Annotated in this window: 19 protein-coding genes and 1 tRNA gene; 9 read left to right on the top strand and 11 right to left on the bottom strand. The window is 64.9% G+C overall.

All coding sequences use genetic code 11. The features are described 5' to 3' along the window. Positions 1-119: 119 nt before the first annotated feature. The 11 genes from atpD to ASD55_RS16520 all read right to left on the bottom strand — a co-directional run bounded on the left by atpD (position 120) and on the right by ASD55_RS16520 (position 8561). Positions 120-1532 (bottom strand): F0F1 ATP synthase subunit beta, encoded by a 1413-nt coding sequence (gene atpD / locus ASD55_RS16570; protein ID WP_056715925.1) that lies wholly within the window; start codon positions 1530-1532, stop codon positions 120-122. An 83-nt stretch (positions 1533-1615) separates the two neighbouring features. Next, a complete protein-coding gene (gene atpG, locus ASD55_RS16565; protein ID WP_056715922.1) occupies positions 1616-2533 on the bottom strand; it encodes a F0F1 ATP synthase subunit gamma in 918 nt (305 codons plus the stop codon). A 127-nt stretch (positions 2534-2660) separates the two neighbouring features. Further along, the gene (gene atpA, locus ASD55_RS16560) at positions 2661-4211 is read right to left on the bottom strand and encodes a F0F1 ATP synthase subunit alpha (RefSeq protein WP_007807021.1); all 1551 of its coding nucleotides are present in this window, start codon (positions 4209-4211) and stop codon (positions 2661-2663) included. Between the two features lie 149 nt (positions 4212-4360). Next, entirely contained in the window at positions 4361-4894 is a 534-nt protein-coding gene (locus tag ASD55_RS16555) for a F0F1 ATP synthase subunit delta (RefSeq protein ID WP_056715920.1), read from the bottom strand. 3 nt (positions 4895-4897) lie between these two features. Continuing rightward, positions 4898-5368 (bottom strand): F0F1 ATP synthase subunit B, encoded by a 471-nt coding sequence (locus ASD55_RS16550; RefSeq protein ID WP_056715917.1) that lies wholly within the window; start codon positions 5366-5368, stop codon positions 4898-4900. A gap of 104 nt (positions 5369-5472) precedes the next feature. Continuing rightward, positions 5473-5766 (bottom strand): F0F1 ATP synthase subunit C, encoded by a 294-nt coding sequence (gene atpE, locus ASD55_RS16545; RefSeq protein ID WP_007807016.1) that lies wholly within the window; start codon positions 5764-5766, stop codon positions 5473-5475. A 68-nt stretch (positions 5767-5834) separates the two neighbouring features. Further along, positions 5835-6653: a F0F1 ATP synthase subunit A gene (gene atpB / locus ASD55_RS16540; protein ID WP_056715915.1), complete on the bottom strand. Its 819-nt coding sequence runs from the start codon at positions 6651-6653 to the stop codon at positions 5835-5837. Between the two features lie 3 nt (positions 6654-6656). After that, on the bottom strand, positions 6657-7022 hold the full coding sequence (locus ASD55_RS16535; protein WP_056715914.1) for an ATP synthase subunit I: 366 nt from the start codon (positions 7020-7022) through the stop codon (positions 6657-6659). Between the two features lie 261 nt (positions 7023-7283). Next, entirely contained in the window at positions 7284-7670 is a 387-nt protein-coding gene (locus tag ASD55_RS16530) for a phasin family protein (protein ID WP_056767917.1), read from the bottom strand. Positions 7671-7906: 236 nt separating this feature from the next. Then, positions 7907-8263 carry a 6-carboxytetrahydropterin synthase QueD gene (queD, locus tag ASD55_RS16525; protein ID WP_056767916.1) on the bottom strand — a complete coding sequence of 119 codons (357 nt, stop codon included), beginning with the start codon at positions 8261-8263 and terminating at the stop codon, positions 7907-7909. A 221-nt stretch (positions 8264-8484) separates the two neighbouring features. Continuing rightward, positions 8485-8561 (bottom strand) — tRNA-Met (locus ASD55_RS16520). A gap of 179 nt (positions 8562-8740) precedes the next feature. Here ASD55_RS16520 and ASD55_RS16515 point away from each other — a divergent pair. The 9 genes from ASD55_RS16515 (at position 8741) to ASD55_RS16475 (ending at position 14573) form a co-directional block, all read left to right on the top strand. Next, positions 8741-9298 (top strand): RNA pyrophosphohydrolase, encoded by a 558-nt coding sequence (locus ASD55_RS16515; RefSeq protein ID WP_056715907.1) that lies wholly within the window; start codon positions 8741-8743, stop codon positions 9296-9298. Between the two features lie 90 nt (positions 9299-9388). Next, positions 9389-9586, top strand: coding sequence for a (2Fe-2S)-binding protein (locus ASD55_RS16510; RefSeq protein WP_040673053.1), 198 nt, complete (start codon positions 9389-9391; stop codon positions 9584-9586). Positions 9587-9719: 133 nt separating this feature from the next. Beyond that, positions 9720-10190 carry a bacterioferritin gene (gene bfr / locus ASD55_RS16505; RefSeq protein ID WP_056715904.1) on the top strand — a complete coding sequence of 157 codons (471 nt, stop codon included), beginning with the start codon at positions 9720-9722 and terminating at the stop codon, positions 10188-10190. Between the two features lie 101 nt (positions 10191-10291). Next, complete coding sequence (locus tag ASD55_RS16500; RefSeq protein ID WP_056767913.1) at positions 10292-11047, top strand: DUF6776 family protein; 756 nt, start codon at positions 10292-10294, stop codon at positions 11045-11047. Beyond that, positions 11034-11471 (top strand): polymer-forming cytoskeletal protein, encoded by a 438-nt coding sequence (locus tag ASD55_RS16495; protein WP_056715899.1) that lies wholly within the window; start codon positions 11034-11036, stop codon positions 11469-11471. Before ASD55_RS16500 ends, ASD55_RS16495 begins: the two co-directional genes overlap by 14 nt. A 46-nt stretch (positions 11472-11517) precedes the next feature. After that, on the top strand, positions 11518-11886 hold the full coding sequence (gene erpA / locus ASD55_RS16490; protein ID WP_007806944.1) for an iron-sulfur cluster insertion protein ErpA: 369 nt from the start codon (positions 11518-11520) through the stop codon (positions 11884-11886). An 11-nt stretch (positions 11887-11897) separates the two neighbouring features. After that, positions 11898-12872: an NAD(+) diphosphatase gene (nudC, locus tag ASD55_RS16485; RefSeq protein WP_056767910.1), complete on the top strand. Its 975-nt coding sequence runs from the start codon at positions 11898-11900 to the stop codon at positions 12870-12872. A gap of 66 nt (positions 12873-12938) precedes the next feature. Further along, positions 12939-13631 (top strand): hypothetical protein, encoded by a 693-nt coding sequence (locus ASD55_RS18890; protein ID WP_235577861.1) that lies wholly within the window; start codon positions 12939-12941, stop codon positions 13629-13631. Between the two features lie 72 nt (positions 13632-13703). Then, positions 13704-14573: a hypothetical protein gene (locus ASD55_RS16475; protein ID WP_056767908.1), complete on the top strand. Its 870-nt coding sequence runs from the start codon at positions 13704-13706 to the stop codon at positions 14571-14573. The last annotated feature ends 2 nt before the right edge of the window (positions 14574-14575 follow it).

Here is a 14575-nt window from a genome sequence, read left to right as displayed (position 1 = left end):
TTCTCGCTACGCTCGAAGGGAGTGGGGGATCGGGAATGGGGAATGGTCAGGAGCGGTAGGAACCGGCGCTTTTGCTTTGCCGGTTCCCCATTCTCTGTTCCCGATTCCCGAAAGCCGCCTCAGGCGGCTTTCTTGGCGCCCATGTCCTCGGCCTTCTTGATCGCCTCGTCGATGCCGCCGACCATGTAGAACGCCTGCTCCGGCAGGTGGTCGACGTCGCCGTCCACGATCATCTTGAAGCCGCGGATGGTTTCCTTCAGCGACACGTACTTGCCCGGCGAGCCGGTGAACACTTCGGCCACGTGGAACGGCTGCGAGAAGAAGCGCTCGCACTTGCGCGCGCGCGACACCGCCTGCTTGTCCTCTTCGCTCAGCTCGTCCATGCCGAGGATCGCGATGATGTCCTTCAGTTCCTTGTAGCGCTGCAGCGTGCCCTGCACGCGGCGGGCGACGTTGTAGTGCTCTTCGCCGATCACCAGCGGATCGAGCTGGCGGCTGGTCGAGGCCAGCGGATCCACCGCCGGGTAGATGCCCAGGCTGGCGATGTCGCGCGACAGCGCCACGGTGGAGTCCAGATGCACGAAGGTGGTGGCCGGCGACGGATCGGTGTAGTCATCGGCGGGCACGTAAACGGCCTGGATCGAGGTGATCGAGCCGGTCTTGGTCGACGTGATGCGCTCCTGCAGCACGCCCATTTCCTCGGCCAGGGTGGGCTGGTAACCCACGGCGGACGGCATGCGGCCCAGCAGCGCGGACACTTCGGTACCGGCCAGCGTGTAGCGGTAGATATTGTCGACGAACAGCAGCACGTCCTTGCCCTTGCCGGTCTCGTCCTTCTCGTCGCGGAAGTACTCGGCCATGGTCAGGCCGGTCAGCGCGACGCGCAGGCGGTTGCCCGGCGGCTCGTTCATCTGGCCGTAGACCATCGCGACCTTGTCCAGGACGTTGGAGTCCTTCATCTCGTGGTAGAAGTCGTTGCCCTCGCGGGTACGCTCGCCCACGCCGGCGAACACGGACAGACCCGAGTGCGCCTTGGCGATGTTGTTGATCAGCTCCATCATGTTGACGGTCTTGCCGACGCCGGCGCCGCCGAACAGGCCGACCTTGCCGCCCTTGGCGAACGGACAGACCAGGTCGATGACCTTGATGCCGGTTTCCAGCAGGTCGGTCGCAGCCGCCTGCTCGTCATAGCTGGGCGCTTCGCGATGGATGACCCACTGATCCTGCTCGCCGATCGGGCCGGCTTCGTCGATCGGGTTGCCGAGCACGTCCATGATGCGGCCGAGGGTCGCCTTGCCGACCGGCACCTTGATGCCTTCGCCGGTGTTGCGCGCCTGCAGGCCGCGCTTCAGGCCTTCGGTGGAACCGAGCGCGATCGTGCGCACGATGCCGTCGCCGAGCTGCTGCTGGACTTCCAGCGTGATCTCGGTGCCGTCGATCTTCAGTGCGTCATACACCTGCGGCACCTGATCGCGGGGGAATTCCACGTCGACGACCGCGCCGATGATCTGAACAACTTTGCCCTGGCTCATGCTGATAGCTCCGGATGAATCTCTTTAGGTCTGTTGCGGCGCCGCTTCGCGTCGCCATGAATTTTTTTCAAGAGCTGCCGCGGTTACACCGCAGCCGCTCCTCCCACGATTTCGGAAATTTCCTGGGTGATCGCGGCCTGGCGGGCCTTGTTGTAGACCAGCGTCAATTCGCCGATCACCTTGTTCGCGTTGTCCGACGCGCTCTTCATCGCGACCATGCGGGCGGCGTGCTCGCTGGCCAGGTTCTCCAGGGCCGCCTGGTACACCACGGACTCGATGTAGCGACCCAGCACGTGCTCCAGCACGGTCTGCGCGTCGGGCTCGTAGATGTAGTCCCAGTCGTGGCTAGCTTCCAGCTTCACGCCGGCGTAAGCCGACTCGCCGGCCGCCTGATGGGCTTCCATTTCCGTGGCCACCAGCGGCAGCGGCAGCAGCGCATCGATGGTCGGCTTCTGCGTCATGGTGTTGACGAAGTCGTTGTAGGCGAGGAACACGCGATCCAGACCGTTGGACGTATAGGCGTCCATCATCACCTTGATCACGCCGACCAGCTGCTCCAGCTTGGGCTTCTCGCCCAGATGGGTGACGCTGCCGATCAGGTTGACACCCTTGAGCCGCCGGAAGAACGCCACCGCCTTCTGGCCCACCGCGACCACGTCGACCTGCACGCCCTGCTTCTGCCACTCGACGATCGCCGGCAGCAGGCGACGGAACAGGTTGGAGTTGAGGCCGCCGCACAGGCCACGGTCGGTCGACACCACGATGAAACCGACCCGCGCCACGTTGTCGCGCTGGGTCAGGAACGGATGGCTGAAATCCGTGCTGGCCTGGGCCACGTGCGCGATCACCTTGCGCATCGAGCGGGCGTACGGACGCGAAGCCTTCATCAGGTCCTGCGCACGACGGATCTTCGCGGCAGAGACCATTTCGAGCGCGCGCGTCACCTTGCGCATGTTCTGCGTGCTCTTGATCTTGGTTTTGATTTCGCGTCCGCTGGCCATGCTTTACTCGCTCGCTTTGCTCACTCGGGGGAATGGGGAATGGGGAATGGGGAATGGTTCAAAGCGGAGCGCGATGCGCCGTGGCTCTTCCTATTCCCGATTCTCTATTCCCTGTTCCCGGCTCCTCTTACCAGCTACCGGTCTTCTTGTACTCGTCCAGCGAGGCCTTGAAGGTGGCTTCGATGTCGCCGTTCCAGTCGCCGGTGGCCACGATCTTCTTCATCAGCTCTTCGTGGTTCTGGTGCATGAAGGCGTGCAGGCCCTTCTCGAACGCCAGCACCTTGTTCACCGGCAGGTCGTCGAGGTAGCCCTTCTCGGCCGCGTACACCGACAGCGCCAGCTCGGCGATCGACAGCGGCGCGTACTGCGCCTGCTTCATCAGCTCGGTCACGCGCTGACCACGGTCCAGCTGGGCGCGGGTGGCCGGGTCAAGATCCGAAGCAAACTGTGCAAACGCGGCCAGCTCGCGGAACTGCGCCAGCGCCAGCTTCACGCCGCCGGACAGCTTCTTGACGATCTTGGTCTGCGCGGCACCGCCGACGCGGGACACCGAGATACCGGCGTTCACGGCCGGACGGATACCGGCGTTGAACAGGTCGGTTTCCAGGAAGATCTGGCCGTCGGTGATCGAGATCACGTTGGTCGGCACGAACGCCGAAACGTCGCCGCCCTGGGTCTCGATGATCGGCAGCGCGGTCAGCGAACCGGTCTTGCCCTTCACTTCACCGTTGGTGAACTTCTCGACGTATTCCTCGGACACGCGCGATGCGCGCTCGAGCAGACGCGAGTGGAGATAGAACACGTCGCCCGGATACGCTTCGCGGCCCGGCGGACGCTTCAGCAGCAGCGAGATCTGGCGATACGCCACGGCCTGCTTGGAAAGATCGTCGTACACGATCAGCGCATCTTCGCCGCGATCACGGAAGTATTCGCCCATCGCGCAACCCGAATACGGCGCCACGTACTGCAGCGCAGCCGACTCGGAGGCCGAGGCGACCACCACGATGGTGTGCGCCAGCGCGCCGTGCGCTTCCAGCTTGCGCACCACGTTGGCCACCGACGAGCGCTTCTGGCCGATCGCCACGTAGATGCACTTAATGCCCGAACCCTTCTGCGCGATGATCGCGTCGATCGCCAGCGCGGTCTTGCCGGTCTGGCGGTCGCCGATGATCAGCTCGCGCTGGCCACGACCGACCGGGATCATCGCGTCGACCGACTTGTAGCCGGTCTGCAGCGGCTGGTCGACCGACTTGCGCCAGATCACGCCCGGCGCGACCTTCTCGACTTCGGCGTTGAGCTTGGCGTTGATCGGGCCCTTGCCGTCGATCGGGTTGCCCAGCGCGTCGACGACGCGGCCGAGCAGTTCCGGGCCAACCGGCACTTCGAGGATGCGGCCGGTGGTCTTGGCGGTGTCGCCTTCGCGCAGGTGCTGGTATTCGCCCAGCACCACCGCGCCGACCGAGTCGCGCTCGAGGTTCAGCGCCAGCGCAAACGCGTTGCCCGGCAGTTCGATCATTTCGCCCTGCATCACGTCGGCCAGGCCGTGGATGCGCACGATGCCGTCGGACACGCTGATGATCGTGCCCTCGTTGCGCGCTTCCGCGCCGAGCTTGAACTGCTCGATGCGGCTCTTGATCAGTTCGCTGATCTCGGACGGATTCAGTGTGCTGCTGGACATGGTTGTTATCCCAAAATCGAAAGCTTTGTTGAAGAGTCCGGCCATGGATGGCCGGTTTTGCCCTTCGCGAAATGGACTTCGCGTTTAATCAATTTGTCCGGCCAACAGTGGCCGGTTTTGCTCTTCGCGAAACGGACTTCGCGTGAAACTTATTGGCTCAACGCACCGGCCAGCTGCGCGAGACGTCCACGCGCCGAACCGTCGATCACTTCCGTGCCGGTATCGATCACCACGCCGGCCAGCAGCGAGGCATCGACCGAGGTTTCCAGTTCGATCTCGCGCTTGAAGCGGCGCTTCAGCGACGCCTTGAGCTGTTCGGACTGCGCGGCGTCCAGGCTCATCGCGCTGGTCACCTTGACCAGCAGCTGCGATTCGGACTCGCGCTTCAGCATCTCGAACAACTCGGCCACTTCGGGCAGCAGAACCAGGCGGCGCTGCTCGGCCATCTCGGTCAGGAACTGGCCGAACGGCGCATCGACCGCCATGCCGGCCGGCAGATGCAGCGCCACCAGCTGAGCCGGCAGCACCCGCGGATCATTGCCGAGGCCGGCCACGAGCGCATCGCCCGCCACCGCCGCAGCAAACGCCAGCGACTGCGACCACGAAGCCAGCGTGCCGGACGCGTGCGCCACCTCAAAGGCGGCGCGGGCGTACGGACGGGCGAGGGTGATTGCCTGGGCCATCGATCAGATCTCGGCCGCAAGCTGGTCGAGCAGGGCCTTGTGCGTCGAGGCATCCACCTCGCGCTGCACGATCTTGCTGGCACCCTGCACCGCGAGCGCACCGACCTGCTCACGCAGCTGGTCGCGCGCACGCTGCGCCATCGACGCAATGTCATCCTGCGCCGCGGCCTTCAGACGGTTGATCTCGCTGATCGCTTCGCCACGGGCCTTGTCGATGATCTGATTGGCCTGCTGCTGGGCCTTGTCGATGATCTCCGACGCCTGCAGGCGGGCCTGCTTGATCTCGCCAGCCACCTTCACGTCCGCGCTCTTCAGCTCGGCATGGGCGCGCTCGGCGGCATTCAGCCCTTCGGCGATCTTGACCTGGCGATCTTCGATGGCCTTGTTGATGTGCGGCCAGATGAAGTGGACGCTGAACCAGATCAGGATGGCGAACGAAATCATTTCGCCAATCAAGGTCGCGTTGAAATCCATCGCTGCGTTACCTGTAAATACGGAACAAGACAAACGCGGGAATCAGGGAAACCCGCGCCAGATACGCGATGGCGCCTCGATGGGCGCCATCGCGAGGGTGCTTCTTACTGACCCGCGCCGGCGGCGGACAGCACCTTGCCCAGCAGCGGGTTGGCCACGGCGAAGTACATCGCCAGCGCCACGCCGATCAGGAACGCGGCATCGATCAGACCAGCCAGCAGGAACATGCGGCCCTGCAGCAGCGGCACCAGCTCCGGCTGACGCGCGGCGGCTTCAAGGAACTTCGAACCCATGATGCCGATACCGATACAGGCGCCGAGCGCACCAAAACCGATGATCAGGCCGAGCGCGATGGCGGTGAAGCCCTGGATTTGTGCAAACTGGACGAGATGTTCCACGGTAGTCTCCTGAGAAATTCAAACTGGAATAGACAAAGCGGTTGCAGCAGATGATTCGAGAACGCCGATCAGTGGTGATCGTGCGCCATCGAGATGTACACGATCGTCAGCACCATGAAGATGAACGCCTGGATCGAGATGATCAGGATGTGGAAGATGCCCCACACCGTGTAGCCGATGATGCCCGCACCATACAGCGCCCAGCCCGCCAGGCCGGCACCGGCGCTGAACAGGCCGGCGATCAGCATGAACACCAGCTCGCCTGCATACATGTTGCCGAACAGTCGCATCGCCAGGCTCACCGGCTTGGAGGCGAGCTCGACCAGGTTCAGCGCGAAATTGGGAATCCACAGCAGCGGGTGCTTGCCGAACGGCGCGGTGAACAGCTCGCTCATGTAGCCGCCGGCGCCCTTGGCCTTGAAGCTGTAGAAGATGATCAGCACGAACACCGTCAGCGACATCGCGAACGTCATGTTGATGTCGGCGGTGGGCACGGCACGGAAGTGGCCGATGCCAAACTTCTCGGTGATCCACGGCAGCAGGTCGACCGGCAGCAGGTCCATCGCGTTCATCAGGAAGACCCAGACGAACACGGTCAGCGCCAGCGGCCCCAGCACGCGGCGATCGCCGTGGAACACGTCCTTGACCTGGCCATCGACGAACTCGAGGATGATCTCGACAAAGGCTTGGCCCTTGCCCGGCACGCCGGCCGTGGCCTTGCGCGCCTTCAGCCAGAACCACAGGCAGAACAGCACGCCCAGCACCAGCGACACGGTGACCGAGTCGACGTGCACCGCCCAGAACCCGCCCTCGCTGGTATGCGGGGTCAGGTGCTTGAGATGGTGCTGGATGTATTCGGTAAGACCGCCAGTCGGCTCGCTTGCCATGGATCAACCCTTGAATCTGAACGCCAGCAGATAAACCGCGTAAGCCGCCGCCAACCCCGTGATGGCGGCCAGCGGTGGCAACTTGAGTTGGAACAGGATCACGATCAGCCCTCCGACGATCACGATCCATTTCAGGAACACGCCCGTCAGCAACCGGCCCAACGCCTGACCCGCGCCCGTCACGCCGCTGAAGAATCGCGCCGACATCAGCGCGGTACCCAGCGCCACCATCGTCGCGCCCGCAGCAGCCGAAACCGCTTCACGCGGTCCCAATGCGAGAAACACGAGGCCGACCAGCAACGCCACCAGCAACTGCAGCAGGACAATGCGCAGCGCGATGCGTCGACCGGAGGCAAGACTGTTGAGCAACGTAGCTTCTCCGCGCGGCCTGCAGCAGGCGGCACCGATACAGCTGCGGGCCACGATCCAATCCGTAAAAGTATAGCAGTTGAAAAGTTGCCGGGACAAGCCGTGGAAGCTGCGACATCGTGTCCCGCGGCACGCTTAACGCATTGAATTGCGGAGCCCGCGCGGGCCACGCCACAAGATCTTTCGAGCCGACATGTAAACAGGGCCGGAACGAAGTCCGGCCCTGTTTGGGTCACGCCGAGAGCAACTGATGCCGCGGGATTACTTGGCGGAAGCCTTCTTGGCGGCGACCGGCGCGGCGACCGCGTCATTGACAGCCTGACGCTGCTCCTGCACGAGGGCATTCAGCGACTCGGCGGTCTTCTGGGTCACGGCGATCACTTCCTGCGAAACGGCCACGGCGCGCTCAGCATTCTCGCGGCTCAGGCTGCTGCCCTTTTCCCACAGGCTGCGCAGACCGTCCATGTCGCGGGTTTCCATCGCCTCGGCGACGAACTGGGCGGAGACCTTGGACTGCTCCTCGAGCGCCTTGAGCTGCAGCTCGGCGACCGTCTCCATGCCCTTCAAGGCCAGCGACTGCGCCTTGAACGCGCTGTCGGTGAACTGCTTGGTGAAAGCGAAAAGCTGGTTGTTGAACTGCTGCGTCATGGCTTGGTCCTCGTTGAGGATGGGGTAGTGGCAGCCATTCTAGCGAAAGATTTTGTGCAGTGCAATATATATTTCCGGTCGACGACCAGACCAGCGGGGAAATGTTCTGGAAAAACGATCTGTTGGAGTCGCCATGAACCACATCGCGCCGCGTCAAAGCGATCATCCCGAGCCCAGTCAACTCCGCCCCGACCGAAGACTGCAGAGCTTGGCGCGGGCCCGGTGACGGGGCCGGCTCACATGCCCCGGTATCGACATCCCGACGTGCAGGTTTCATGCACCACCACTTCGGAAAGCAGCGGCAGTGCGGGCTTCAGCCGATCCCATATCCACACCGCCAGCCGCTCGCTGGTCGGATTCTCCAGCCCCTCGATGTCATTGAGATAGTGATGATCGAGCTGATCGTAAATCGGCTGAAACACCGCTTTGACGTCGCCAAAATCCATCACCCACCCCGACTCCACCCCGAGCTCGCCGGTCAGATGCAACTCGACCCGGAACGAATGCCCATGCAGCCGCGCGCACTTGTGCCCCTCCGGCACGTTGGGCAGGCGGTGAGCGGCTTCGAGGGTGAAGACTTTGAAGATGTTCATCGGCGGATTGTACAGCCCTCGGGAAAGCCGCCCAGCATCAGTAGAAGGACGACATTCCGAACCCGCCTGGCGCTGCAATGACCCTGCAAACATGCGCCATCTTCCATCAAACAGCATGACTGGCCGGAACGCAGGTAGGACACGCAGGCGCCAGGTGCAGTCGGGCACCTTGGCTGTGCAAGGTCTGCGACCGACTTCCGCGATGTGCAAAGAGAGGTGTTTGGTGGCTATGGGTGGACTCGAACCACCGACCCCAGCATTATGAGTGCTGTGCTCTAACCAGCTGAGCTACATAGCCTTGAGGAATTCCGCCGGGCTGGATCGGAACGATCACGGGCGGGGCGCGGAAGTGTAGTGGGCCGGGGGCGAAGGTTCAAGCCTGTGGCTTGCCGCTGCTTTGCGGGCTGTGGTTGAATCGGCTTCAGGAATTCGGCGTGGCGTGCAGGAAAACTGCGTCGTTCGGCTCCAGGAGGCGACATGATTGATGTAGATGGCTACCGCCCGAATGTCGGCATCGTGCTGCTGAATGCAGACGGGCAGTTGTTCTGGGCGCGCCGGGTCAATCGTGACGGCTGGCAGTTCCCGCAGGGCGGCATGCGCTCGGACGAGACGCCGCTGGAGGCGATGTACCGCGAACTGGAAGAGGAAACCGGGCTGGCGGCGCATCACGTGGAAGTGATCACCGCCACCCACGGCTGGCTGAAGTACCGCCTGCCGAGTCGCTACGTGCGGCACCATCAGCGGCCGACCTGCATCGGTCAGAAGCAGGTGTGGTTTCTGCTGAAGCTGGTCGGCGGCGAGGAAGCGTTGAAGCTGGATGCCTGCGAAAAGCCGGAGTTCGACATCTGGCGCTGGGTGGATTTCTGGTACCCCGCGGCGCACGTGGTGAACTTCAAGCGCGACGTGTACGCACGGGCGCTGCGCCATTTCGCGCCACTGGTGGAGGATTTGTTCAGCGTGCAACTGGGCACCCTGCCGCCGCGCGACGAGCCCGACACACCCTCCAGGCCGCAGGGCGGTCGCGCGGTGGCCTGAACCGGTTGAACGGACGCCCGGCTGAATCCTGGGCAATCGACGGCCGTCCACTTGTTGACAATCGTTCGCATTCGCGTTCTCATACGCGTCATGTATATCTGCATGTGCAATGCCGTCACCGATCACGACATCCGCCGCGAGGCGGCTGCCGGCGTACAGACGTTCGCCGAGTTGCAGGCGCGTACCGGCTGCTCGGACTGCTGCGGCTGCTGCGATGCCGAGGCACGCGCCACGTTCGACCAGGCGCGCTCGCAGGTGATCTGCCAGTTGCCGCTCGTCACGGCCTGATTCCCCCTTCGTTTCATGCGCAACCCGGCCGGAGTCCGCTCCGCACGCCGGGCAAAGGCGTTCCATTCTCATTCCGTCGCCGCCGACGCGGAGTTTGTATAGTCGGGACTGATTTTCGAGAGGAGTGGAAGCCATGAAAGGTGATGCGAAGGTCATCGAATTCCTCAACAAGGTGCTCTACAACGAGCTGACCGCGATCAACCAGTATTTCCTGCATTACCGCATGCTCAAGGACTGGGGCTATGGCGAGCTGGCCGCGCATGAATACAAGGAGTCGATCGAGGAGATGAAGCACGCCGATCACCTGATCGAGCGCATCCTGTTCCTCGATGGTCTGCCGAACCTGCAACACCTGGGCAAGCTGCGCATCGGCGAGAACGCGATCGAGTCGATGCAGGGCGACCTGGACCTGGAACTGGCGGCTGTGAAGGACCTGCGCGAGGCCATCGCCTACAGCGAAGGCATCGCCGACTACATCAGCCGCGACCTGTTCAAGGACATCCTGCACGACGAGGAAGAGCACATCGATTGGCTGGAGACCCAGTTCAGCCTGATCAGAGATATCGGTGCGGAGCGTTATCTGCAGAACAAGATGACCAGCTGACGTCGCCGCACCGGGACGAGCCGCCGCCCGATTCGTGCTGCCGTTCCTTGACGCTTTCATCACGCCGGGGCTATACCTTGGGTTTTCCCCGGAACAGCCGCATGGGTTCACGACCGCCACCACGTTTCGTCGTGCGCCGCCACGACGATACCGGCCATCGCCGACGCTGGTGGTGGCTGGCCCTGGCATGGCTGGCCAGCCTGCTGGTGGTCGGCCTTGTCGTAGCCTTGTTCGGCCGGCACGCCAACGCACCGGCTGTGGTGGACAACCGGCAACAACGTGCCCTGCTCGGTCAGATCGACGACCTGAAGCAGCAGCTGGCCAATCTGCAGCGCTCGGCCCAGGTCAATGAAGTGGCCACGCGTTCGCTGCGGGGCACGCTGGCCCAGCGCGAAGAGGAACTCAACGGCCTGCGCGCCGACCTCGGCTTCTACTCGCGGCTGGTCGGCGGCGATGCCCAGCGGCAGGGACTGAAGTTGCAGGAAGTGAAGCTGCAGCCGATCGTCGGTTCACGCGGCTGGAACCTCAGCCTCAGCCTGACCCAGAACGCCAAGCGGGGCGACGAGGTTTCCGGCAATGCCCTGGTCAGCGTGGAAGGCCTGCGCGGCGACAAGGTGACGCGGCTGGACTGGAACGCACTGGGCGACGCCGCGCAAAAGGACGGCATGCCGTTCCGCTTCACCTATTTCCAGCAACTGCACGGCACGATCGTGTTGCCGGCGGATTTCCGCCCGACACGACTGCGCATCAGCGTGAAGCCTGCCGACGGGGAGACGGTGAACCGCGCCGTCGCCTGGGGCGACGCGCTCAGTGGCAATATCACGACCGCACAAGGGGATCACGATGCTCAACCGTAGACGCAGCGACCGCAACGATCGCAACAACAGCCACAACGAAACCAGCCTGATTGCCCGTGGCACGTCGATTCGCGGCGATGTGCGCTTCAGCGGCGCACTGCACCTGGATGGACGCATCGAAGGCAGCGTGATCGGCGAGGGCGAGGACACCATGTTCACCCTCAGCGAGCACGGCCAGGTGCATGGCGAAATCCACGTGCCGCAGGCGGTGATCAACGGCCACGTGACCGGCGACGTGAACGTCAGCGTGCGGCTGGAACTGGCGCCGCAGGCGCGTATCGATGGCGACCTGCGTTACCACACCCTGGAGATGGCCGCCGGCGCCCAGGTCAACGGACGCATCACGCGCCAGGCCGAGGAAGCCCAGCGCAACCTGCCCGCGCCGGCCCAGGATGCCGGGGTGGACGAGGCAGTGCCCGCCTGACGCGCTATGCTTGCGCAGACCCCGCCACGCCCCCACTTCGAAAGCCATGGAAACCATCGTCTCGATCCCCGACTACCAGAGCAGCGGCACGCCGCTGATCTTCACCGCAGCGGCCGCGCACAAGGTGCATGAGCTGATTGCCGAAGAGGGCAATCCGGCGTTGAAGCTGCGCGTCTACATCTCCGGTGGCGGCTGTTCGGGCTTCCAGTACGGCTTCACCTTCGACGAAGCCCAGGCCGAAGACGACCTGGCGGTGGAGCGTGACGGTGTCACCCTGCTGTGCGATCCGCTGTCGCTGCAGTATCTGGGCGGCGCGCAGATCGACTACGCCGAGAACCTCAGCGGCGCGCAGTTCGTGATCAGCAACCCGAACGCGAAAACCACCTGCGGCTGCGGCTCCTCGTTCTCCGCCTGAGGGAGTTGCCGATGGACCGGGCCTGGCTTGCCCCCACCAACACCTTCGCCGGGCTCAGCCTGGTGCTCGACCGGGTCGCCGAGTCGCGCGACGAATCGACGTGGATCGTCGAGCAGGCCCGCTCGCCTGCGGCGCGTTATCTGTTGCTGGATGCCGCGGGCGAAGCCTTCCTGCGCCGCGATGGCGACCGGCTGCGCTGGCTCGACGTCGACGAACGCGAGCGCTGGCTGGGGGACACGCGGGCCAGCCTGCTCGGCATGGCGTACGAGCGCCCGCATTTCCTGCTGGTGGCGGACGATCCCGGGCGCATCGATGAACTGGAGCGTGCCCTCGACGCACGTCGCCAAAGCCTGCGCAGCGCCGGCCTGCTGCTGGATGCCGACGAAGCCGGACTGTTTGCCTACGCCAAGGGTCTGTCGCACTGGCAACGCGAGACGCGATTCTGTACACACTGCGGCGCGGCGCTGCTGCTGGTGGCCGCCGGGCATCGCGCGCAATGCACCAACGCCGAGTGCGCGCGCCTGCATTTCCCGCGCACCGACGCGGCCGTGATCATGCTGGTCGAGCACGAGGGCGCCTGCCTGCTCGGGCGCCAGGCGGGCTGGCCCGCGGGGCGCTATTCCACGCTGGCCGGTTTCGTCGAGCCGGGCGAGGCGCTGGAGGATGCGGTGCGCCGCGAAGTGGCCGAGGAGGCCGGCGTGATCGTCGACGAGGTCCGCTACCACTCCTCGCAACCGTGGCCGATGCCTGCCTCGCTGATGGTCGGCTTCATCGCCACGGCGCGCTCAAGGCGCATCGCTCGGCGCGATCACGAGCTGGAAGATGCCCGCTGGTTCACTCCGCAGCAGATCGTCGATGGCATCGCCGACGGCAGTTTCCTCCCGTCCACGCCGCTGTCGGTGTCCTACCAGTTGCTGACGTACTGGCTGCAATGTCGTGCCGGCCTCGATCTGGCCTCGCTGGTGGAGGCGGCCGCAGCACCTTGAGCCCCCGCCGAGAACTTGGTGACGCGCTGGTGGTCTGATTCGCCGCACCTCATCAGGGAATCGGGCATGGCGCATGGAAGCACCCCTCTGCAGGCGCGGGAAACGCCCGCCCGTCGCCCTGACTGGTGGGCGGCGCTTCGGCGCGGAGGCATTCTCGGCCTGGTGATCTCGCTGCATCTTGGTCTGCTGGCGTTGTTGTTCGGGCCGGTCGCGCCACGCCCGCCCCATTCACACGCGCCGCCCGCAGACCAGGGCGTGCTGCGAATCCGGCTGGTGACGCAGATTCGCGCGCATTCCCCCGCGCGCCCGGTGCCGCGGCGCTCGCGCCAGGCGCGGCCGGCCTCGCCATCGCTTGCGCTCACCACGGCCACGCCGGTCCAGGCAGCGGAGCCGGCTCCGGCAGCCAGGCTGATCGGGGCGTCAGCGGTTGCGGACGACTATCAGTCGCCGATCCAGGGTGGCCGCAGCGGTACGGGAGCACCGCCCACCCAGGTACGCCTTCCCGGAACGGACATCGTACGCATTCGTGGCATTTCCCTCGACGACAAGCCAGGCCTGCAACAGGTGGTGCGCAGGATGGCCGGAGCCAGCCGTTGCAAGTACGTCCGCATGAAGATGGAGCACAGCACCATCCAGTTCGTCACCGCTCAGTTGATGGACCGCGCGCTGGAGGCTGATGGGTGCGGCCCGCAGGTTCCGCACACGGCCGACGACCACACCGTCGAAGCGATCTCGCATCAGGCCATCTTCGGCGATTGAACGCACGACGAGGCACCGAGGCGCACGGGCAGTCGCATACAATGGCCCCAGTCCCTGCGAAGCTGCTTCCCCATGGCCATTCGTCTGCTTGTCGTCCTGATCGCCCTTGGTCTGCTGCACGTCGCGCCGCAACTGGCGCGCTGGCGCGGTGACGGCTGGTTCCGCCGCTGGATAGCCCAGCTGGGTGACACCAGCGGCGCGGCCCGGGTGGCGGTGGCCCTGTTGCTGCCCGCGGCGCTGTGCGTGCTGGTCGCGTGGATGCTGGGATGGTCGCCGCTGGGCGAACTGTTGCGCTTGCTGTTCGCGCTGGCCGTGCTGCTGTACTGCTTCGGTCCGCGCGAGTTCGAGGTGGATCTGGAGGCGATTTTGCGCGCCCCGGACGACGCCAGCCGCGAGGCAGCGGCACAGGCCCTGGCCGACGATGGCAACCCGGTCGCCTGGAACGCGCCCGCGCTCGGCGAGGCCGTGGCCTACGCCGCGTTGCGCCGGCGTTTCGCGGTGCTGTTCGGGTTTTTCCTGCTCGGGCCCGCGGGCGCCCTGCTCTATCGCTTGGGGCAGACGCTGGGCCGCGACGACTCGCTGCACCTCGACTCGACCACCCGGCGCGTTGCCGACCAGGTCGCCAATGCGCTGGACTGGTTGCCGGCGCAGCTGCTGACTTTCACCCTGGCCGTGGTCGGCCATTGGGATGCCGTGATCGACGCGTGGCGCCGCTGGCACAGCCAGGCGGCGCCAACCAGCTGGTACAGCAGCGGCCCCGGCTTTCTGGGCGCTGCAGCCAGGGCCGACGTGGTCACCGACATCGAGGCGGGCGACGGTTACGCCGAGGAACACAGCGATCCGCTGGGCGAGCTGCGGCGGCTACAGGGCGCCCTGCTGCGGGCGTTGCTGGCGTGGCTGAGCGTGGTGGCCCTGGTGGTGATCGGCAGTTGGGTGGGTTGAGC

Source organism: Rhodanobacter sp. Root561, from assembly GCF_001427365.1.
Taxonomy (GTDB): domain Bacteria; phylum Pseudomonadota; class Gammaproteobacteria; order Xanthomonadales; family Rhodanobacteraceae; genus Rhodanobacter.
The sequence above is the reverse complement of the archived record's forward strand: the minus strand, read 5'-3'. Positions and strand labels throughout refer to the sequence as shown.

Bases quoted from the DNA above. Each gene is read 5' to 3' on its own strand.
- atpD (WP_056715925.1), bottom strand. From the start codon at position 1,532: ATGAGCCAGGGCAAAGTTGTTCAGATCATCGGCGCGGTCGTCGACGTG.
- atpG (WP_056715922.1), bottom strand. From the start codon at position 2,533: ATGGCCAGCGGACGCGAAATCAAAACCAAGATCAAGAGCACGCAGAAC.
- atpA (WP_007807021.1), bottom strand. From the start codon at position 4,211: ATGTCCAGCAGCACACTGAATCCGTCCGAGATCAGCGAACTGATCAAG.
- ASD55_RS16555 (WP_056715920.1), bottom strand. From the start codon at position 4,894: ATGGCCCAGGCAATCACCCTCGCCCGTCCGTACGCCCGCGCCGCCTTT.
- ASD55_RS16550 (WP_056715917.1), bottom strand. From the start codon at position 5,368: ATGGATTTCAACGCGACCTTGATTGGCGAAATGATTTCGTTCGCCATC.
- atpB (WP_056715915.1), bottom strand. From the start codon at position 6,653: ATGGCAAGCGAGCCGACTGGCGGTCTTACCGAATACATCCAGCACCAT.
- ASD55_RS16530 (WP_056767917.1), bottom strand. From the start codon at position 7,670: ATGACGCAGCAGTTCAACAACCAGCTTTTCGCTTTCACCAAGCAGTTC.
- queD (WP_056767916.1), bottom strand. From the start codon at position 8,263: ATGAACATCTTCAAAGTCTTCACCCTCGAAGCCGCTCACCGCCTGCCC.
- ASD55_RS16515 (WP_056715907.1), top strand. From the start codon at position 8,741: ATGATTGATGTAGATGGCTACCGCCCGAATGTCGGCATCGTGCTGCTG.
- ASD55_RS16510 (WP_040673053.1), top strand. From the start codon at position 9,389: ATGTATATCTGCATGTGCAATGCCGTCACCGATCACGACATCCGCCGC.
- bfr (WP_056715904.1), top strand. From the start codon at position 9,720: ATGAAAGGTGATGCGAAGGTCATCGAATTCCTCAACAAGGTGCTCTAC.
- ASD55_RS16500 (WP_056767913.1), top strand. From the start codon at position 10,292: ATGGGTTCACGACCGCCACCACGTTTCGTCGTGCGCCGCCACGACGAT.
- ASD55_RS16495 (WP_056715899.1), top strand. From the start codon at position 11,034: ATGCTCAACCGTAGACGCAGCGACCGCAACGATCGCAACAACAGCCAC.
- erpA (WP_007806944.1), top strand. From the start codon at position 11,518: ATGGAAACCATCGTCTCGATCCCCGACTACCAGAGCAGCGGCACGCCG.
- nudC (WP_056767910.1), top strand. From the start codon at position 11,898: ATGGACCGGGCCTGGCTTGCCCCCACCAACACCTTCGCCGGGCTCAGC.
- ASD55_RS18890 (WP_235577861.1), top strand. From the start codon at position 12,939: ATGGCGCATGGAAGCACCCCTCTGCAGGCGCGGGAAACGCCCGCCCGT.
- ASD55_RS16475 (WP_056767908.1), top strand. From the start codon at position 13,704: ATGGCCATTCGTCTGCTTGTCGTCCTGATCGCCCTTGGTCTGCTGCAC.